The organism is Streptomyces sp. NPDC026500 (genome assembly GCF_055567635.1).
In genome coordinates this window covers 117,362-135,988 of record NZ_JBVHQB010000025.1, presented here as the reverse complement: position 1 = coordinate 135,988, position 18,627 = coordinate 117,362, and the positions used below count along the sequence as shown (strand labels likewise).

At 70.6% G+C, this 18,627-nt stretch carries 19 protein-coding genes and 2 pseudogenes; 9 read left to right on the top strand and 12 right to left on the bottom strand.

Going from position 1 to position 18,627, the window contains the following annotated elements; genetic code table 11:
* Positions 1-327: 327 nt before the first annotated feature.
* From ACZ4N5_RS34990 to ACZ4N5_RS34980, 3 genes and pseudogenes are all read right to left on the bottom strand, one after another.
* Positions 328-721: pseudogene (locus tag ACZ4N5_RS34990) on the bottom strand (DNA-3-methyladenine glycosylase); the annotation flags it as partial.
* Between the two features lie 98 nt (positions 722-819).
* Positions 820-1,440 carry a hypothetical protein gene (locus tag ACZ4N5_RS34985; RefSeq protein ID WP_467761055.1) on the bottom strand — a complete coding sequence of 207 codons (621 nt, stop codon included), beginning with the start codon at positions 1,438-1,440 and terminating at the stop codon, positions 820-822.
* A gap of 439 nt (positions 1,441-1,879) precedes the next feature.
* The gene (locus ACZ4N5_RS34980) at positions 1,880-3,706 is read right to left on the bottom strand and encodes a peptidase M16 family protein (RefSeq protein ID WP_467761054.1); all 1,827 of its coding nucleotides are present in this window, start codon (positions 3,704-3,706) and stop codon (positions 1,880-1,882) included.
* A 21-nt stretch (positions 3,707-3,727) separates the two neighbouring features.
* Between ACZ4N5_RS34980 and ACZ4N5_RS34975 the strand changes: the two genes are divergently transcribed.
* Positions 3,728-4,108 (top strand): hypothetical protein, encoded by a 381-nt coding sequence (locus tag ACZ4N5_RS34975; RefSeq protein WP_467761053.1) that lies wholly within the window; start codon positions 3,728-3,730, stop codon positions 4,106-4,108.
* Positions 4,109-4,127: 19 nt separating this feature from the next.
* Here the strand turns inward: ACZ4N5_RS34975 and ACZ4N5_RS34970 are convergent, their stop codons facing one another.
* Positions 4,128-5,246, bottom strand: a complete 1,119-nt coding sequence (locus ACZ4N5_RS34970) for a hypothetical protein (RefSeq protein ID WP_467761052.1) — start codon at positions 5,244-5,246, stop codon at positions 4,128-4,130.
* Positions 5,247-5,734: 488 nt separating this feature from the next.
* On the opposite strand from ACZ4N5_RS34970, the pseudogene ACZ4N5_RS34965 reads away from it, so the two are divergent.
* Positions 5,735-5,842, top strand: a pseudogene (locus ACZ4N5_RS34965) (IS5/IS1182 family transposase); the annotation flags it as partial.
* Between the two features lie 5 nt (positions 5,843-5,847).
* On the opposite strand, the gene ACZ4N5_RS34960 reads toward ACZ4N5_RS34965, so the two are convergent.
* Positions 5,848-6,510, bottom strand: a complete 663-nt coding sequence (locus ACZ4N5_RS34960) for a DNA-3-methyladenine glycosylase (protein WP_467761051.1) — start codon at positions 6,508-6,510, stop codon at positions 5,848-5,850.
* A 423-nt stretch (positions 6,511-6,933) separates the two neighbouring features.
* On the opposite strand from ACZ4N5_RS34960, the gene ACZ4N5_RS34955 reads away from it, so the two are divergent.
* The 3 genes from ACZ4N5_RS34955 (at position 6,934) to ACZ4N5_RS34945 (ending at position 8,947) form a co-directional block, all read left to right on the top strand.
* Complete coding sequence (locus tag ACZ4N5_RS34955; protein WP_467761050.1) at positions 6,934-7,719, top strand: sporulation protein; 786 nt, start codon at positions 6,934-6,936, stop codon at positions 7,717-7,719.
* A gap of 38 nt (positions 7,720-7,757) precedes the next feature.
* The gene (locus tag ACZ4N5_RS34950) at positions 7,758-8,297 is read left to right on the top strand and encodes a YbhB/YbcL family Raf kinase inhibitor-like protein (RefSeq protein ID WP_467761049.1); all 540 of its coding nucleotides are present in this window, start codon (positions 7,758-7,760) and stop codon (positions 8,295-8,297) included.
* A 143-nt stretch (positions 8,298-8,440) separates the two neighbouring features.
* Positions 8,441-8,947, top strand: coding sequence for an HNH endonuclease (locus ACZ4N5_RS34945; protein ID WP_467761048.1), 507 nt, complete (start codon positions 8,441-8,443; stop codon positions 8,945-8,947).
* Between the two features lie 57 nt (positions 8,948-9,004).
* On the opposite strand, the gene ACZ4N5_RS34940 is transcribed toward ACZ4N5_RS34945, so the two are convergent.
* The 3 genes from ACZ4N5_RS34940 to ACZ4N5_RS34930 form a co-directional block, all read right to left on the bottom strand.
* Positions 9,005-9,967, bottom strand: a complete 963-nt coding sequence (locus tag ACZ4N5_RS34940; RefSeq protein WP_467761047.1) for an SPFH domain-containing protein — start codon at positions 9,965-9,967, stop codon at positions 9,005-9,007.
* A gap of 130 nt (positions 9,968-10,097) precedes the next feature.
* On the bottom strand, positions 10,098-10,532 hold the full coding sequence (locus ACZ4N5_RS34935) for an NfeD family protein (RefSeq protein WP_355843881.1): 435 nt from the start codon (positions 10,530-10,532) through the stop codon (positions 10,098-10,100).
* Positions 10,533-10,627: 95 nt separating this feature from the next.
* Positions 10,628-11,419 (bottom strand): ABC transporter ATP-binding protein, encoded by a 792-nt coding sequence (locus ACZ4N5_RS34930; RefSeq protein WP_467761046.1) that lies wholly within the window; start codon positions 11,417-11,419, stop codon positions 10,628-10,630.
* A 121-nt stretch (positions 11,420-11,540) separates the two neighbouring features.
* Between ACZ4N5_RS34930 and ACZ4N5_RS34925 the strand changes: the two genes are divergently transcribed.
* Complete coding sequence (locus ACZ4N5_RS34925; RefSeq protein WP_467761045.1) at positions 11,541-12,329, top strand: hypothetical protein; 789 nt, start codon at positions 11,541-11,543, stop codon at positions 12,327-12,329.
* A 485-nt stretch (positions 12,330-12,814) separates the two neighbouring features.
* Here ACZ4N5_RS34925 and ACZ4N5_RS34920 read toward each other — a convergent pair whose 3' ends face one another.
* The 4 genes from ACZ4N5_RS34920 to ACZ4N5_RS34905 form a co-directional block, all read right to left on the bottom strand.
* Positions 12,815-13,054: a chaplin family protein gene (locus tag ACZ4N5_RS34920; protein ID WP_467761044.1), complete on the bottom strand. Its 240-nt coding sequence runs from the start codon at positions 13,052-13,054 to the stop codon at positions 12,815-12,817.
* A gap of 198 nt (positions 13,055-13,252) precedes the next feature.
* Entirely contained in the window at positions 13,253-13,498 is a 246-nt protein-coding gene (locus ACZ4N5_RS34915) for a chaplin (RefSeq protein ID WP_467761043.1), read from the bottom strand.
* A gap of 218 nt (positions 13,499-13,716) precedes the next feature.
* Entirely contained in the window at positions 13,717-14,358 is a 642-nt protein-coding gene (locus tag ACZ4N5_RS34910) for a response regulator (protein WP_401324845.1), read from the bottom strand.
* The gene (locus ACZ4N5_RS34905) at positions 14,351-15,517 is read right to left on the bottom strand and encodes a GAF domain-containing sensor histidine kinase (protein WP_467761042.1); all 1,167 of its coding nucleotides are present in this window, start codon (positions 15,515-15,517) and stop codon (positions 14,351-14,353) included. Before ACZ4N5_RS34905 ends, ACZ4N5_RS34910 begins: the two co-directional genes overlap by 8 nt.
* Before the next feature lie 184 nt (positions 15,518-15,701).
* On the opposite strand from ACZ4N5_RS34905, the gene ACZ4N5_RS34900 reads away from it, so the two are divergent.
* The 3 genes from ACZ4N5_RS34900 to ACZ4N5_RS34890 all read left to right on the top strand — a co-directional run bounded on the left by ACZ4N5_RS34900 (position 15,702) and on the right by ACZ4N5_RS34890 (position 18,603).
* Positions 15,702-16,397, top strand: coding sequence for an SDR family NAD(P)-dependent oxidoreductase (locus ACZ4N5_RS34900; protein ID WP_467761041.1), 696 nt, complete (start codon positions 15,702-15,704; stop codon positions 16,395-16,397).
* Entirely contained in the window at positions 16,394-17,488 is a 1,095-nt protein-coding gene (locus ACZ4N5_RS34895) for an S-adenosylmethionine:tRNA ribosyltransferase-isomerase (protein WP_467761040.1), read from the top strand. The genes ACZ4N5_RS34900 and ACZ4N5_RS34895 overlap by 4 nt, the downstream gene beginning before the upstream one ends.
* 323 nt (positions 17,489-17,811) lie before the next feature.
* Entirely contained in the window at positions 17,812-18,603 is a 792-nt protein-coding gene (locus ACZ4N5_RS34890) for a transglycosylase SLT domain-containing protein (RefSeq protein ID WP_467761039.1), read from the top strand.
* Positions 18,604-18,627: the final 24 nt, after the last annotated feature.

Here is an 18,627-nt window from a genome sequence, read left to right as displayed (position 1 = left end):
TTTCCAGGTTCCCGCTTCCGCGTTTCCCTTTCCGGCGAGTCCGACTCTATCAGAACCTTTCGGGCCTGACTCCCAGTCAGCGGGGCTTGTCTTCGGGCCTTTCGGCGCTTTCGCGTTTCGCGGCCTTTCGACATTCACTACGTTAGCCGATTCCCTCGGCGACTCATAATCGAGTTCCGCGAGTTCGAATTCAGGCATGCAGGCATGCCGAATAAGCCCCCGCTGGAGGGAAGTCGTAGGTAGTGGGTTGGCCGCTCTCGGCTGCTGGCTGAACGCCGTAACCAGTTCAAGCGGCTCGGGCTACATTACGGATCCCCCAGGGGCGCGTCAAGTTGAGCGGCGGCGGGGCGCATGGGCTCGACAAGGGCTCACCGTTGGGTCGTCGACCACCCAGAAACGCCAAGGGTGGACGCCTCCGTCGCCGGAGACTCCGGGGCGCTGGCCGTTGCGCACCTGGTCGGCGCGGGCGGGGGTACCCCTGAGCAGGGTGAAGGGCGAGCCCTGGGGGCCGCAGGCGTCCGCTCCGTCGAGTGACCCGTCCGACCGGTCCACCCCCAAGTGCGGTGGCAAGGTGGGCCGGTCCTTTGGCCAGTTCCTTTTCGTATCGGGCCGAGAGTCGACGTTTGCGGGCGAGGTCCGTGGCCTCGGTGACCTCGCCGGCCCGGAGGCAGGACTCCACTGGATCTGCAGACTGCGTACCCGCACGGGCTCGGCCACCACACCTCCAGCGGTCGGAGCGGACGTCACCGCCCGCCAACCGCCACGACCGCCACCCGGCGAACCCATGCGGTCACAGCACTGGCTCCCGTTGCCCGGCCGCTAGTTCTTCGCGTCGACCGCCCGTTCGACGGCGCCGGCCACGTCGGCCCGCAGACCGTCGCCGGTGTGGACGGACGTCACGTTGGACTTGGAGTGTCCGCCGCCGACGAGGATGAAGTCGGTCTTCTTGTACTGCGGTGCCGTCTCGGCCGCAGCCGAGACCTCGGGTCCGCCGACGGCGAGAACGACCTCGCAGGACCCCTGGAGCATGCCGTTGAGGAACGGCCGCGCGTTGCCGACGCTCTGCTCCCCGACCACCTGCTGGTAGTTGACCCGGGCGTGGGTCTTCAGGGAGGCGTCCTGCATGCCCTGCCAGACGGTCGCGGCGGTGGTGCCGGCCAGGATGCCGTCCTTGCCGGTGAGCAGGCAGGCGTCGACTTCGGTGTAGTGCCGCGCCTGGGTGTCGGGGATGGGTGGCCGGTCGTTCCCCCCGAAGAGGAAGACACACACCACGACGACCGCGGCGACGACGGCCAGGGCACCCGCGGCGAGCATGATGCTGCGCCTGCTGAGGGAACGCAGCCAGGAGACGAGGCCGCGGCCGACGCGGACAAGCCTCGTCTGCGACTGCTGCGTCTGCGCCGGACGCGACCGCGTCACTTGCCTGACCTGCTTGGTCACGATGTACCTGCTCTCCTGCCCTGGACCGGTCCCGAAAGCTCAGCTCTTCCGACCGGTCTTCTCGTCCTGCTCGTCTTGCTCTTCTTGCTCTTCTTGCTGTCGCCGGTTCAGCCGATGACGGCGACCGGCCCGTCCCACGCGTCGCGGTCGACGGTGATCGTGGCACGCACGTACGCCGACGCGTCGTCGTTGCACGCCGTGCAGGACGCATACGCCGGACACATATGCGGTGCTGGAGCGGCGCACGACGGCGGTCGGCCGACGTACGTCCACTGAGTTACTCACTGCCCCCTGATACGGCGCGGGCTCTACGGCCGCTGACTCGTATCCACGACGCCGAAATCGATTCGCACGGTAGCCGACGACCGTTCGACGTCCGGGAAAGATCTTGCCATGGAAGTCACAGGACTCCCTTATGCAACGGCAAAAACATGAGTGCTCACATCCGGGTGGTGCGCCGCAGGATCCGTACGGCGGGCCACGCAAGCAGGGCGCTGACCGCCCATAGGGAGGCCGAGAAGGCGATCCACTCGCCGGTGCCGGTCTCCGGATCGTCGGCGCCGAAGGCCGTGAGCGCGAGGGCGAGGAAGGCGAAGAAGCCGCTCAGAATGCAGAAGAGGACCACCGCCACCGTCTGGAGCCCGGTGCGCCGCGTGCGGGCGGCCTGCGGCGGCGCGGCGGCGGGAGCGGAGTCCGCGGAGTTCCCGGAACCCGCGGAGGCCCTTGCGGCGGCGGCCTTCTCACGTGCCGCCGCTACCGCGCCCGTATCTGCCCCCATGCCCCGGCCGGGGTCCCTTCGTGGCGGGTTCCGCCGGGGCGGCAGCTGTACCACCGCGGCCGTCGGCACCGCGGCGTCGATGACCGCCATCGTGCGCGCGTCGACGCCGTACAGCTCCGGCTCCACCTCGACGGTCAGGCCGTCGGTGCCGATGAGCCGGCGGCCGCCGTCGGGCCAGCTCAGCATCGCGGCGCAGGAGTGGTAGAGCACGGTCGCCGCCCGCTCCCCCGTCCCGTCGGGTCCGGGTGCCGACCGCTCCGTCAGGCTGACACCGTCGTCGCCCACGACCAGCCCCGCCTCGCCCGCGCGTCCCGTGATGAAGCGCCGGCCGGTGACCACGTGGGCCGAGGCGGTCGGTGCCGCCGTGTATCCGGCCCAGTCCGCCGAGTGCCTCGCCGGCACCTGCATGAGGGCCGTTCCGGCGGCCTCCAGGGCCACCTCGTGCAGCTGTGCGGGGGTCGCCGCCCACAGCTCGGAGCGCAGTTCGCCGACCGCGCGCGGCGGACGCCCCGCCAGCAGGTCCTCCGCCATGCCGGGCAGCCGCCGTACGAGCAGGTCGGGCGCGGTCAGGGCGGCGTCGGCGCGGCCGCGCACCGCGTCGAGGTCGGCCCGCGTGATCCGGCCCTCCCGGAGACCGGCGAGGACGTCGACGAACCCGCCGAGGACCGCGTCCTGCTTGGCGGGCAGGGCATCGGCGAAGGCGGTCACCACGGCGAACCCGTCGCGGCGCGGGGTGCAGTCGGCGGCCGCCCTGTACGAGTACCCGCCCTCCTGCCGCAGGACGCGGGAGAGTTCGCGCTCCAGGACGGCGGAGTACAGCCGGGCGGCGGTGGTGTCGGCGACCACGGCATCGAGCAGCACCCCGCCGGTTCCGTCGGAGAAGTAGGCGGGGGTGACGGGCAGCGCGGAGGTCACCACGGGCATCGGCCGGCGCTCTCCGGCGGGCAGCTTGAGCGACAGACCGGCGGGCAGCCGCTCGCCCGCGACCCACAGCACGGCGTTGCCCTGGGTGAACCAGGTCTGCGTCCACTGCCGGACGTCCTGGGCGCTCGCGTTCCACACGCCCCACTCGGGATAGCTGACCAGGCCGTACCCCTGGGCGCCGTAGCGCCACAGCGGGAGCGCACTCGGCTCGCGGCGGGACTCCTCGGTCCGCAGGATCTCCTTCTCCGTCTCCAGCCGTTCCATGGGCAGGTCGTTGAGGGAGGCGCAGACGCCGGTGAGGTGGGCGACGATCTCGTGCTCGGCGCCCTCCGCGTGGAAGTGGGTGAACGCGGCCTTGGTCGCACCGTTGAAGTGGTAGTCGGCCAGGCCCTGGCGGTGCAGGGCCAGATGCTCGGTGAGGTGAGTGAGGCCCGTCCGGCCGAGCGTCTCGTCGGCGACACCGACCCGGAAGACGAGTCCCGCGCGCATCGGTCCGGCGGCGCACGTGAAGAGGGTGGGTATGCCGTCGACCTCGGTGTGGTGGGCGGCGGGCTGCGGGGTCATCTACGGCCTCTGTTCGGCGCGGTGTTCGGCACTCGGATGGGCATCGCGGCGCTGTTCGGCACTGTCTTCGGCGCTGTGTTCCGCACGGTCGGGTCGTCCGTGCGCGAGGACCGCGTCCCGGTGCCGTACGCAGGCGTCGGCGGGCTTGCCGAGCTAGCTCCGTGGGAACGCGGACGCGAGGTCGCCCGGCGCGCGGAAGTGGGCGGCGGCGCGGGCGGTGTCACCGATCAGGGAGAACAGGGCCGCGAAACCGCCCTGGACGGTGACCCACCCGTGCTCGCGCCGGAACTCCGGAACTGCGGGTGGGACACCGACCGCTCGGCGGACTCGACGAGTTCGGCAGGGACGTGGGACTGCCCCGGGTACTCGTTCCGTTCCGCGGATCGCAAGCGAGGGGTGTGACCACCGGCCCGGGGATTTGTCAGCGGGCGGCGCGGGACTGCGGCGCCGGACGGCCCGCCTTCTCCCACCCGACGAAGGTGTTCGTACGGGCGTGGATGAACGCCTTGGCCGGGTCGGCCGAGTACGTCCACGGCACGCTTCCGATGTAACCGCCGATCGCGCGGAACTGCTCGACGCCCTCCGCGAACCGGTCGGCGCGGAAGCAGGCGTTGGCCAGCAGGTGCCGTACGAGCGGAAGACGGTGGTGGCCGTCCGGCACCCGGGCGACCGCGTCGAGCGTGGCGTCGATGGCCGTCGTCATGAACGGCTTGGCGTAGACGGACAGATCGCTCTCGCGGTGCTCGTGCTCGAAGGCGGCGTACAGCCGCAGCACCGGCAGCAGGCTTCCCTGAGGGGCGGAGGCCACGGCCTGCTCCGTGAAGGCGTACATCAGCTCGTCCGAGCCGCGCCACTTGGCGCACCAGTACTGCAGGGCCGACGTGTGCGCGGCGAAATGGTGCGGGTCGCGGGCCACGATCTCGGCCCACAGCGCCCGGAAGTGCTCGTTCGACCAGCCCAGCCCCAGGGCGATGGAGATCTGCGCGACCCAGGGACTCGGGTCCTCGGGCGCCATCCGGGCCGCCTCCTCGCAGGCGGGCAGCGCTTCGGCGAGCAACTCGTGGAAGCCCGCGAACTGTTCGGCGGTGGTGTGCTTCGCGGTCTTGGCGCCGCGGGCATCGGCCGCGAGCGCCACCAGCGCGTCTGCGTGGACGAGGGCCACAGCCGGGTCGTACGGGTATTCACTGCGCCATGCCTGCAGCCAGCCGTCGTCCTCCACGGCCGCGTGGGTGAGGATGCCGAGCCGGTACCACCTCAAGTCCCAGTCCTGGCCGGCCCCCGCGAGGTAGGCGGCCGCCTGGCGCCAGTCGCCGGCGATCGCCGCTGCGGCGACAGCGTCGGCCTCCGGGTCGGACCCGGCGAAGCGCATGTCGAGCTGGTCCCCCGGTACGAGCCCGAACTCGGCGGGATCGATGACCACCCGCTTCTTCTTGGCCGCAGCGGCGGCCCGCTGGGCACGGGCCTTGCGGGCGTTGCGGGGTATGGAGATGGCGGCGTAGCCGAGCAGGCCGGTGCCGGCCATGGCGACGAACGGGTTCACGGGGCTTCCTTGAGAACTCGGGGAGGGTGCGGGACGGAACGAATCGGTCCAGTCGGGATGCGGGTGGATGTGCTGAGTATCCCGAGCGGTGAACCTGCTGGGCTGGGGGTGTCCTCAGCGGGGCTGACCTCGGGTTCCGCCATCGGCCGGTGCCGACCGGATCGCCCCGACATCGACGAAGCTGTCGCTCCGGTGCGGACCGCACCGGAGGGCATCAAGCAGCCGTCAGGGACGAGCCTGCCGGGGCCCTCTCGGAACACGATGCGGAGACGTCCTCTCGCCTTGAACAGGCGGATGACAACAGTCTCGCCATCCGCAGATGCTAGCCGCACGCATTTCGGGTCCGACCTCTGCGGCACGGTCGGTCTCCCCCCTCGAAACCGGTGAAGGGGAGACCCGTTTCCTCTGGGTGAACGCGGGCTTGACGGCTGGTGTTGATCGGGCTTCGGCCCTGCCGCTCGCCGACCGGTTCGTAGGGGTCGTCAGCCGTGCGCCCGGCCGTGCAGGTGCCGGCCACCACGACCGGGCGGGACGCGGCCAGGACGGTGCCCGGCCGCAAGCGTGGTCTCGCCGTGGACGTGACGGGGCTGGTGATCGAACCTCACCCCGCTCTCCCGTCCGAAGTCCCCGGCGCCGCCTTCCTGCTGCGCGGAGCGTGCCGCCGGTAAGGGCTGACTGTCGGATCGGCCGAGATCCAGAAGCGCCAGGGGATGTCGTGAGCGCGGGAGACTCCGGTCCGGGGACCGCTCATGATGAGGTCCGCCCGAACCGGGGCGCCGAAGGCGATGCGAACCGGCGAGTGCGGGTCGCAGATGTCCACGCCGTCGAGAGCGCGAGTGATGCCGAGTGCGTCGGCGAGGCGCCCGGGGCCTTTCGCCAGTTCCTTGGGGGAACGGGCGGCAGGGCGGCGGCAGGCGGCCTCGGCCTGCCCGGCGACAACCTCACCGGCTCGGACAAGCACCCCGTGCGACTCGCCCTCCGTGCCGCAGACGAGATTTGCGGCGTGGTGCATCCCGTAGACCCAGTAGACGTAGAGATGGCCCGGAGGGCCGAACATCGAAGCGTTGCGGGGAGTCCTGCCGCGCCAGCCGTGAGAGGCCGGGTCCTTCCCGCCCTCGTACGCTTCGACCTCGGTGATGCGCAGGGCCACGGCAGCCTCGCCCTCCCCGGAGACGAGGAGACGGCCCAGAAGCTCCGGTGCGACGGCATGGGCGGGCCGGGAGAAGAACGAGCGGGGCAGCGGCGCGTCGGGGACGGATGTCATCGCATCACTTCCCGCGGCCGACCCGTACCTGAGGTGATCATCTGTCGAAGCGTCGCACCTGCCGGCCAGGAGGAACAGCTCGGGAAGCGTCACTCCCATTCGAGCCGGACCATGTCCGGTTCGCCCGGCATGCCGCTCGACCCTACCAGGAGCGGGAAGTCGCCCCCGAGGTCGTCGGGGGCGTACGGTCAGGGGCCGCGATCATGGCGTACGAGCGTAGTCCCTCCGTCCTGACCGCCGTGGCGGAGTCCGGAGGGGTTCGGAGCAGTCCGGACGGATGCTTGTCGGCGGGGTGGTCAGCGGCCCTCTCTCTTGTAAGGGTGAGGGCGCGGAACCGGTCGGGGCCGGATCGCGTTTGTACGGATCAAGGGATCCATACAGACAGAGGACGAAACAGGCGTTGCCTGGGGAGGAAGTGACGACATGGGGTTCAAGCGGCTGCTTGCGAGCTTGGGGGCCGGTGGGGCTTCGGTCGAGACGGTGCTGACCGAGGCCAACACCGTTCCGGGCGGCGTCGTCCAGGGTGAGGTGCGGATCCAGGGTGGCTCGGTCGACCAGTCGATCGAGGGTCTGTCGGTCGGCCTGCAGGCCAGGGTCGAGGTCGAGGGCCACGACGACCAGGAGTACAAGCAGGACATCGAGTTCACCAAGCTGCGCCTCGGCGGAGCCTTCCAGCTGCAGGCGGGTGCCGTGCACACGGTCCCGTTCGGGCTGGAGATTCCGTGGGAGACGCCGATCACCACGATCGACGGGCAGAGCCTGCGCGGGATGCACATCGGTGTGACCACCGAGCTCGAGATCGCCCGCGCCATCGACTCGGGTGACCTCGACCCGATCAACGTGCACCCGCTGCCGGCGCAGAAGGCGATTCTCGACGCCTTCATCCAGCTCGGCTTCCGCTTCAAGAACGCGGACATGGAGAAGGGGCACATCCGCAACACCCGTCAGCGGCTGCCGTTCTACCAGGAGATCGAGTTCTACCCGCCGTCGCAGTACCGCGGGCTGAACCAGGTGGAGCTGAGCTTCGTCGCGGACGACCGCGCGATGGACGTCATCCTGGAGATGGACAAGAAGCCGGGCCTCTTCAGTGAGGGCAGCGACTCGTTCCGTTCCTTCCAGGTGGGGCTGCACGACTTCCACGGCACCGACTGGGCCGGATACCTGAACCAGTGGCTGTCGGAGGTCGGCAGCAAGCGCAGCTGGTTCTAGGCTCGGAGCACGGAATCCGCCGTTCAGGAGGTACTGACGTGACCGAGCTCAAGAGGCCGCCGCTCCCGCACGACTTCCATCCGCCGGTGCCGGCGTTCACGGTCGCCAGCGAGGATGTCGAGCCGGGCGCCGTACTGAAGGACGCGCAGGTCTACGCGGCCGGGAACACCTCGCCGCAGCTGAGCTGGGAGGGCTTTCCGGCGGAGACCAAGAGCTTCGCCGTGACGTGCTTCGATCCGGACGCCCCGACGGGGAGCGGATTCTGGCACTGGGTGGTGTTCGACATCCCGGTCTCGGTGACGGAGCTGCCGACGGGCGCGGGCAGCGGCAAGTTCGAGGGTCTGCCCGACGGCGCGGTCCAGGTGCGCAACGACTACGGGTCCAGGGACTTCGGTGGCGCCGCGCCGCCGGCCGGGGATCCCGCGCACCGGTACGTCTTCACGGTGTACGCGGTGGACCAGGAGAAGCTCGGTCCCGACGCGGAGGTGTCGCCCGCCGTGGTGGGCTTCAACCTCCGGTTCCACACGCTGGCGCGCGCCCAGTTGATCGGTGAGTACGCCTCTCCCGCCGCAGACTGACGTTCACCGAACGTTTGCCCGCCTCTGGTCATGGAAGTGATCAGGGGCGGGCATTTTTTATTGCGTTGTCCATCTCGGCGTGCCCGGCCAGAGTTGATCCCAGCCCGCCGCAGGTGGGCCGGTGCGCACAGGAGGTGGGCTGGATGCGGGACACGCTGGTACTGAACGCGAGCTTTGAGCCGTTGTCGACGGTGACGTTGAACCGAGCCGTCGTTCTGGTGCTGACGGACAAGGCCGTCGTCGAGCAGACTCACCCCGAACTGCGCATGCGCGGCGCGGCGTTGGACATACCTGTGCCCCGGGTGATCAGGCTCTGCCGCTACGTCAGGGTGCCGTTCCGAAGACAAGCGCCGTGGTCGAGGCGGGGTGTGCTGGTACGCGACCGGCACAGGTGCGCCTACTGCGGCCGCCGGGCCACGACCGTGGACCACGTGGTCCCGCGTGCCCAGGGCGGTCAGGACTCGTGGCTGAACACGGTCGCCTCCTGCGCGGAGGACAATCACCGCAAGGCCGACCGTACTCCGGAGCAGGCCCAGATGCCCTTGCTGCGGCAGCCGTTCGAGCCGACGCCCGCGGACGCCATGCTGCTGGCGCTCGGCCAGGACGACTTCGACGCGCTGCCGGAGTGGCTGGCTCAGCCGGCCGCGTAGCCCGTACGACGACGGGGCCCGCCTCCCGCTGGAGGTGGGCCCCGTCGTCGTACGGCATCAGTCCGTGATGGACGGCTTCTCGCGGCGTTCGTTGCCGCCACCGCCGGAGTCCCTGGAGGATCCCCGGTTGCCCGAACCGCCGCCCAGTCCGCCGAAGTTGCCCATGGCGCCGCTGAGGCCCTTGAGTGCGTCGCCGATCTCGCTGGGCACGATCCAGAGTTTGTTGGCGTCGCCCTCGGCGATCTTCGGGAGCATCTGGAGGTACTGGTAGGAGAGGAGCTTCTGGTCCGGGTCTCCGGCGTGGATGGCCTCGAAGACCGTACGGACGGCCTGGGCCTCGCCCTCGGCGCGCAGGGCCGCGGCCTTGGCCTCGCCCTCGGCGCGCAGGATCGCGGACTGCTTCTCGCCCTCGGCGGTGAGGATCTGCGACTGGCGGATGCCCTCCGCGGTGAGGATCGCGGCACGCTTGTCCCGGTCGGCGCGCATCTGCTTCTCCATCGAGTCCTGGATGGAGGTGGGCGGTTCGATCGCCTTCAGCTCGACGCGGTTGACGCGGATGCCCCACTTGCCGGTGGCCTCGTCGAGGACGCCGCGCAGGGCCGCGTTGATCTCCTCGCGGGAGGTCAGGGTCCGCTCCAGGTCCATTCCGCCGATGATGTTGCGGAGGGTGGTGACGGTGAGCTGCTCGATCGCCTGGATGTAGCTGGCGACCTCGTACGTCGCGGCTCGCGCGTCGGTGACCTGGTAGTAGATGACGGTGTCGATGTTGACGACCAGGTTGTCCTGGGTGATCACCGGCTGCGGAGGGAACGGGACGACCTGTTCACGCAGGTCGATGCGGTTGCGGATCGAGTCTATGAACGGGACGACGATGTTCAGGCCGGCGTTCAGTGTCCGCGTGTAGCGGCCGAAGCGCTCGACGATGGCGGCGCTGGCCTGCGGGATGACCTGGATGGTCTTGATCAGGGCGATGAAGACCAACACCACCAGAATGATCAGGACGATGATGATCGGTTCCATCGATGCTCCCCGTACCCTTCTCCACTCGGTAATTCCGAAAGATCTTATGGGTGTTGAAGATCTTGCTGGACGAGTGTGACAGAACGTCGTCTGCCACGTGGGGCGTTCGGTTCACTTGCGTTGTACGAGGTCACATGACGATCGCCGTGGCTCCGTCGATGTCCACGACATCCACTTCCTGGCCCACCTCGTAGGCCTGCCCGGCGTCGAGGGCGCGCGCCGACCAGATCTCTCCGCCGAGCTTGATGCGGCCCCCGCCCGAACTGTCCACGCGTTCCAGGACGATGGCCTGCTTGCCCTTCAACGCCTCGATGCCGGTGGCGAGTTGGGGCCGTTGGGCGCTGTGCCGGGCGGCGATGGGGCGTACGACTCCGATGAGCGCGACCGACACGGCCACGAAGACGAGCACTTGGAGGACGACACCACCGCCGAGGCCCGCCGCGACCGCCGCGGCGACGGCGCCCACGGAGAGCATGCCGAACTCCGGCATCGCGGTCACCACGAGCGGGATACCGAGTCCGGCCGCCCCGACCAGCCACCACACCCATGCGTTGATGTCGTTCACGTGGTCATGGTAGGACCGCGCTCCCCCGGCGGACAGAGCGCACGATCAAGTCGGGTACGCCGGGTGAGGGGTGTGCGTCCGCATGCTGCCGCGGTTCAGGCCATCGGGAGGCCCTGCGCGGTCCAGCGCTCGCCGACCTGCTCGACGACGAGCGGGAGGCCGAAGCAGAGGGAGAGGTTGCGCGAGGTGAGTTCGAGTTCCAGCGGGCCGGCGGCGAGCACCTTGCCCTGACGGATCATCAGGACGTGGGTGAAGCCGGGGGCGATCTCCTCGACGTGGTGCGTGACCATGATCATGGAGGGGGCGATCGGGTCGCGGGCGAGCCGGCCGAGGCGGCGCACGAGGTCCTCGCGGCCGCCGAGGTCGAGGCCGGCCGCGGGCTCGTCGAGGAGCAGCAGTTCGGGGTCGGTCATCAGCGCGCGGGCGATCAGGGTGCGCTTGCGCTCGCCCTCGGAGAGGGTGCCGAACCTGCGCTCCAGGTAGTCGCTCATGCCGAGGCGGTCGAGGAAGGCGCGGGCGCGCTGCTCGTCGATGTCCTCGTAGTCCTCGTGCCACCCGGCGGTCATGCCGTACGCGGCGGTGAGGACCGTCTGCAGGACCGTCTGGCGCTTGGGGAGCTTCTCGGCCATCGCGATACCGGCGATGCCGATGCGCGGGCGCAGCTCGAAGACGTCGACCTGGCCGAGGGTCTCACCGAGGATCGTGGCGGTGCCCGAGCTGGGGAAAAGGTAGCTGGAGGCGACGTTCAGGAGGGTCGTCTTCCCGGCGCCGTTGGGGCCGAGGATGACCCAGCGCTCCCCCTCCTTGACCGACCAGGAGACCTGGTCCACCAGAGCCCGGCCCTCGCGGACCACGGATACGTCCACCAGCTCCAGTACATCGCTCATGAGCGCGTTGTCTCCCATTGCAGTCTCGGCCGTCGCTTACGTCTGTGGACGAAGCCCCCAGGGAAAACCTACGCCACCGGTCGGCCGCACCGATCCATCGGCCGGTCCTTAGGGTGGGGGCATGCTCTCGGAACCACGCTCAGGACAGCTGGCAGCATGGGGAAATGCCCTATTGGCCGGACTTGTTTCTCCGGACGACGCCGTGCTCGCCATCGTCGGGGACGACGCGGTGCACCGGGTCGAGGGGTTGCCCGGTGAGTCGGGGCCCGTCGGGCTCACGCTCGCCCTCGGCCGGCTGCGCACGCTCGGGGTGACCGGGCTGCGGGTCGCGCTGCCCGCGCCGGGCCATCCACTCGGGCTCAGCGGACCGCCCGCGTTCAACGCGCGCGCCCTCGACGCCGAGGAGGCCGTGGTCTGTCACGGCGGTGCGCTGGGGCTCGTGCCGGAGGTGTACGAGGCCGGGCCCGTCGGCGATATGCATGTCGAGGTCGTCTGGCACTGCCTTGCCGTACGCGAGGCGTCGCCCGCCGATGTGCCCTCGCTCGGGGAGGCCGAGCGGGAACTGGCGGAGGCCCTCCGCGACGCGACGGACGTGCTGTCACGGCTGGACGTGGCCGGGTCGGGGCCGGTCGCGGCGGCCGCGATCGAGGCGTACCGGGCGCGGACCGAGCTGGGGCGGGAGGTGCTGGCCCCCGGGTACCCGCCGCGTGCGGTACGCGTCCTGGAGCTGGCCCAGCGGGTCGGGATGCTGATTTCCGTGGCGTACGAGAGCGGGCACGGCGGCGCGGTGAGCGCGTCGGAGATCGCCGCTCGGGCCGAGGCTCTGCGGCCGGTGGAGCGGACGGCCCGGCGGGCGCAGGTGGCCGCGTACAACGCCTTCGTGGAGGAACGCGAGCGCGGGGTGCGCTGAGCGCCGCCCAGCGCGGGGTGCGGAGGCCTTGCGTGGCCCTGGTTCCTCAGGTGCGCGGGCACCTTGGTGCGCCCCGCTTCCGGGAGCGCGCCTCGCCGGGTCCTCGGGCGCACGGGCACCTGCGGTGCCCTGCCCGCTCGGGGGCTTGCGTGGCTCGCGTTCCGGGCCGCGCCTGCCTCCGTGCGCCCAGGCCCTTCGGTTTGCCCGGGCACTCGGGTCCTTCGGCGCCCGGCCGCACGCAGCGGACCCACGCACGCCTTGCCGACAAAGCACCGTCGGCCACCTGCCACCTGCCACCTGCCACCCGCGACCTGCGACCTGCGACCTGCGACCTGCGACCTGCGACCTGCGACCTGGTCCCAACGACAGCCCCTTGCGCGGGGCACGCGCCCGAACGCCCGGGTGTCTCCGGTACTCGGCCGGTGTGACGCGGAAGGGCCCCGAGAAACGTTTCCCTTCGCGGGGCCCCTGTCTCTCGTGGTGGCTCAGCCGTTGACGCCCGCGTTGCCCAACGCCGGGTTCAGGGCTCCGAGGACGTTCACGCTGTTCCCGACCACGTTCACGGGGATGTGGACCGGGATCTGGGCGACGTTGCCCGAGCCGACGCCCGGCGACTGCGCGGCCGCGCCCTCGGCTCCCGCGTCGGCGACAGCGGTACCGGCACAGGCGCCCGCGGCGATACCGGCGACAGTGACGGCCAGGGCGGCCTTCTTGGCGATGTTCATGGGAAACGTTCCTCCTGCGTTCACGGATCCGACCCTGCCGCGGGTCGTACGCTGAGCAACGCCGGGGAGGCGGGGACGGCACGGGAAGGCCGTACCGATCGCCTCGTCCGGTTCAGTCCGCCGATGAGCCGACAAGCCGACCGGCCCCCCAGGGACTCCCTGGAAGGCCGGTGGTCGTGGTCGTTCCGGTGCGGAACCTCAGCGGTTGAGGCCGAGGTTGCCGAAGGCCGGGTTCAGGGCACCGATGACGTTCACGCTGTTGCCGACCGCGTTCACCGGGACGTCGACCGGGGCCTGGACGAGGTTGCCGGAGACGACGCCCGGGGAGCCCACGGCCTTGCCGGCCGCCGACGCGCCGTCCGTCGCCGAAGCCATGCCCGCACCGGCGGCGACCAGGCCGCCCGCCACCATCGCGACAGCCGTGAACTTCTTCAGGTTCTTCACTTGCGAAACCCCTCCTCGCGAACACCGCGGCAGGCCGCCGCGGCGCACTGGAGAACGGCCGGACTCCACGGAGGATGCGCCATCCGGGTGACATACACACGACGGTATGAATCTCATCCCGGAGCGGAACCCTCCGAGTTGCCGTGCGGTGGCACCGTCCCGTCCGTGCGCCAGGGAGTGCGCCGGGCACGGACCCGCTGCTGAGCGGCCCCTGACGATCAGTCCGCGATCCCGTGCCGGACGGCCCAGAGTGCGGCCTGGGTGCGGTCGGCGAGGTCGAGCTTCATCAGGATGTTCGAAACGTGGGTCTTCACCGTCTTCTCGGAGAGGACGAGGGCGCGGGCGATCTCCCGGTTGGAGCGGCCGTCCGCGATCAGGCCGAGCACCTCGCGCTCCCGCTCGGTGAGCGAACCGCTTCTCCCCTGGCCCGAGTTGACCTCCTCCTGGGACAACAGGGCGCCCGCGACCTCGGCTTGGAGGACGACGTGCCCCGCGTGGACCGAACGGATGGCTCCGGCCAGCGCGTCGGGGTCCACGTCCTTGTAGACATACCCGGCGGCGCCCGCGCGCAGGGCCGGCACCACCGTGCGCTGCTCGGTGAAGCTGGTGACGATCAGCACGCGCGCGGGGTTGGCGAGTTCGCGGAGCTTGCGCAGCGCGTCGACGCCGTCCATCCCCGGCATCTTGACGTCCATCAGGACGACGTCCGGTTTCAACTCCTCGGCACGGTCGACGCCTTCGGCCCCGTCGGAAGCCTCTCCGACGACCTCGATGTCGTCCTGCACTTCGAGGAAGGTGCGCAGTCCCCGGCGGACAACCTGGTGGTCGTCGACGAGCAGCACCTTGATTGCGTCAGCCACCAGGAACCTCCATTTCGATCACGGTGCCCTTTCCGGGCGCCGATTCCACGGTGAGTGTGCCGCCGACCCCGCTCGTCCGGTCCCGCATCGACACCAGGCCGAGATGGCGGCCGGCGCTGCGTATGGCGGTGGGGTCGAAGCCGCTGCCGTCGTCGGAGACGTGCAGGACGGCGCCGGGGCCGCGCCTGTCGAGGGTGACGTCGACGCGGGTGGCGCCGGAGTGCCGCAGCGCGTTGTGCAGGGCCTCCTGGGAGACCCTCAGCATGGCCTCCTCCTGGGAGGCGGGCAGCGCTCGTACGCCGTGGCTGGAGAAGGTCACGCGCGCGGAGTGGGCGCGGTCGAGGACCTGGATCTGGGTGCGCAGGGTGGCGACCAGGCCGTCCTCGTCGAGGGCGGCGGGGCGCAACTCGATGACGGCGGCGCGCAGTTCCTCGGTGGCTTCCGCGGCGAGCGCGGCCACGTGCTGGAGTTCGCCCTTGGCGCGGGAGGGGTCGCGGTCGACGAGGGTGGCGGCGGCCTGCGCGGTGAGGCGCAGCGAGAACAGCTTCTGGCTCACCGCGTCGTGCAGTTCGTGCGCGAGCCGGGAGCGCTCCTCGGCGATCGTGAGTTCGCGGCTGCGTTCGTAGAGCCGGGCGTTGGTCAGGGCGATCGCCGCGTGCTGGGCGAGGATCGTGAGGAGTTCCTCGTCCTCCTCGGTGAAACCGCACCTGCCGTCCGGTTCGGGGCACGGCTGTCCCCCCTCGGCGCGCAGCTTGTTCGCGAGGAAGAGAGCGCCGATGATCTCGTCGCCGTCGCGGATGGGCAGGCCCAGGAAGTCGGACATGTCGGGGTGGGCCTCGGGCCAGCCCTCGAAGCGGGGGTCCGCGCGCACATCGGCCAGGCGCTCGGGGCGGGCCTCGCGCAGCATCGCGGCGAGGATGCCGTGCTGGCGCGGGAGCGGTCCGATGGCCTTCCACTGCGCGTCGCTGACACCGTCGACGACGAACTGGGCGAAGCCGCCGTGGTCGTCGGGCACGCCCAGCGCCGCGTACTGCGCGTCGAGCAGCTCCCGGGCCGAGGCGACGATCGTCTTGAGGACGTCGCGCACTTCGAGATGCCTGCTCATGGCCAGCAGCGCGGAGCTCACCGCGTACAGGCCCGACCGGGGTCCGTGACTCATGAACCCAAACTACCGGCGGGGTGTGACAGCGCGTATCGGACCCGTGATGGCGCCCGCCGGGCCATTGGGCCTAGGACGAAGGACCCCTGATCATTGCGGCCCGCGCACGAGGCGGCCGGGCGGGCCCGGTTCCTACCGTGAGGACACCCGCCGGGAAGGCGGTCGGAGCGAGGGGACGGATGTCATGCCGGTAGCGATCATCACGGGGGCCTCGAAGGGGCTGGGGAGGGCGCTCGGCGCGGCTCTGGCGGAGCGCGGCTGGGATCTGGTGCTCGACGCCAGAACGGCCGTGGTGCTGGAGGAGACCGCGGCGGCGCTGTCCGCGTACGGGACGCGTGTGGAGGCCCTGCCCGGGGACGTGACGGACGCCGGTCACCGTGCCGGGCTGGTGGCGGCGGCCCGGAAACTGGGGGGTGTCGACCTGCTCGTGAACAACGCGAGCGCGCTGGGCGCGGAGCCGCTGGTACGTCTGGAGGAGCTGGGCCTGGACGGGCTGCGGCAGGCCCTGGAGGTCAATGTGGTCGCCGCGCTGGGCCTGATCCAGGAGGCGCTGCCGCTGTTGAGGGCGGCCGAGGCGGGCACGGTCGTCGACATCAGCTCGGACGCCGCGGCGGAGGCGTACGAGACGTGGGGCGGTTACGGCGCCTCGAAGGCCGCTCTCGACCATCTCTCGGCGGTTCTCGCGGAGGAGGAGCGGGGCCTGCGGGTGTGGGCGGTGGACCCCGGGGACATGGGTACCGACCTCTACGCGGCGGCCGTACCGGACGACGACGGTCCGCGGCCGGCGCCGGACAATGTGGTTCCGGCCTTTCTGCGCCTGCTCGACGAACGGCCGGCCAGTGGGCGGTACGCGGCTCCGGCCCTGCTGGAGGAGCGGTGACCACGGCGATGGGGGTTCCTCCGGCCGGGCGCGGCCGGGAGTGGAGAAGCGTTCCGGAGGAATTGTCGGCGCGGGTGCCCGCGGAGCAGCGCGGTCCCGGCCGCGACCGGGATTCCGTACGGCTGCTGGTGTCGCGCGGTACCGAGGTGTCGCATCACGCGTTCGTGGAGCTGCCCCGGCAGCTGAGGGCCGGGGACCTGCTGATCGTGAACACCTCGGCCACCCTGGCGGCGGCCGTGGACGGGCGGATCGGCCACGCGCGCGTGGTGGTGCATTTCTCCACGCGTGGCGATGACGGTCGGTGGGCGGTCGAGGTGCGGGATCCCGACGGAAGGGGGACCACGCGTGCGCGGGCGGGCGGCCCCGCGGGGACAGTGGTGTGCCTGCCCGGGGACGTACGCCTCGTTCTGGAGGAGCCGCTGAGCGCGGGCAGTCCGCGGCTGTGGTGGGGGCGGGTGCCGGACACGGACGTCCTGGGACTGCTGCGGCGGCACGGGCGGCCCATCCGCTACTCCTATACGGACCGGGACCAGCCGCTGTCCGTGTACCAGACGGTGTTCGCGCTGCCGTCCGGCGACGGCGCGGGGAGCGCGGAGATGCCGAGCGCGGCGCGCCCCTTCACCGCGCGTCTGGTGGCGGAGCTGGTGAGCCGCGGCGTGCAGTTCGCGCCGGTCACGCTGCACACGGGGGTCGCGTCCGCGGAGGCGCACGAGCCGCCGTACCCGGAGCGGTACGAGGTGCCGGCGGTGTCGGCCCGGCTGATCAACGCGGCGCGGGCCGGCGGGGGCCGGATCATCGCGGTCGGTACGACGGCCGTGCGGGCCGTGGAGTCCGCGACCGGCGCGGACGGGCTGGTCCGGGCGGCGAAGGGCTGGACCGGCCTCGTGGTGACCCCGGAGCGGGGTGTGCGGGCCGTCGACGGGCTGCTGACCGGGCTGCACGAGCCGGAGGCCTCGCATCTGCTGATGCTGGAGGCGATCGCGGGAGGGGCCGCGATCGACCGCGGTTACGACGAGGCGCTGCGCAGGCGCTACCTCTGGCACGAGTTCGGGGACGTGCACCTCATCCTCCCGGCGGAGTCCTCACTCTGAGCATTGCTCCCGCAACTCCAGGTCAGATTGATCTGGAGCCCCTGTGAGCCCGCGCATAGGGTGCAGGTCACGTACGAAGGAGCATAGGAGATAAAAGGGACAAGATGACCAGGGAAGACGTGCCAGTCTGCCCCGATTTGCCCCTTCCGTGTCCACTACCTGGCTTCGTAGGTCACAGCTTTGCCAGGGCATTTTGCGACCGCTAAGAATTGCGTCTGTCGCTCAGCGCCTCGGGTTCTCCCCCGCAGCGTTTGTTCCGGAAACACAGTCCCCCCGCCGGGACGAAGAGCGACCTCCGCGCTATTCGAAGAGGTCCATCAGTCATGCCCAAGAACATCAACACTCCTGGTCATCGTCCGACGCTGACCAAGCTCCACAAGCTCTCGATCGCCGGTGTGGCCACCCTTGGTGCCGCCGCCCTCGCGTTCTCCCTGGTGCCGGGCAACTCGCACACCACCACGGACGACGCCGCCGCCCCCACGGCACAGGTCGCCTACAGCGAGCACCAGATCAAGGACGTCAAGGCCGGCGTCACCGGCCCGCTGGCGGGCGCCGACCTGAAGGCGCAGGCCATCGCGGCGAAGCAGAAGGCCGTGACCGACTCCGCGGCCGCGGCGAAGAAGAAGACCGCCGACGCGGCGAAGAAGAAGGCCGTAGACGCCGCGGCCGCCAAGAAGAAGGCAGCCGCCCAGGCCGCCGCGAAGAAGAAGGCAGCCGCGTCGCGTGCCAAGGCCGCCGTCGCGAGCCGCTCGACGCAGCGCATCAAGATCGAGACGGTCGCCGCGAAGACGTACGCGAACAACCTCGACGGCTGGATCCGCGAGTCCCTCGACATCATGAAGGCCAAGGGCATCCCCGGCACCTACCAGGGGCTGCACAAGAACATCATGCGTGAGTCCTCAGGCAACCCGATGGCCATCAACAACTGGGACATCAACGCCATCAACGGCATCCCGTCGAAGGGCCTGCTGCAGGTCATCCCGCCGACGTTCAAGGCGTACCACGTGGCCGGCACCTCGTGGGACATCTACAACCCGGTCGCCAACATCACCGCCGCCGCCAACTACGCGGCCGACAAGTACGGTTCCATGGACAACGTGAACAGCGCGTACTGAGGGCTCAGCGCGGAGTTCCCACGT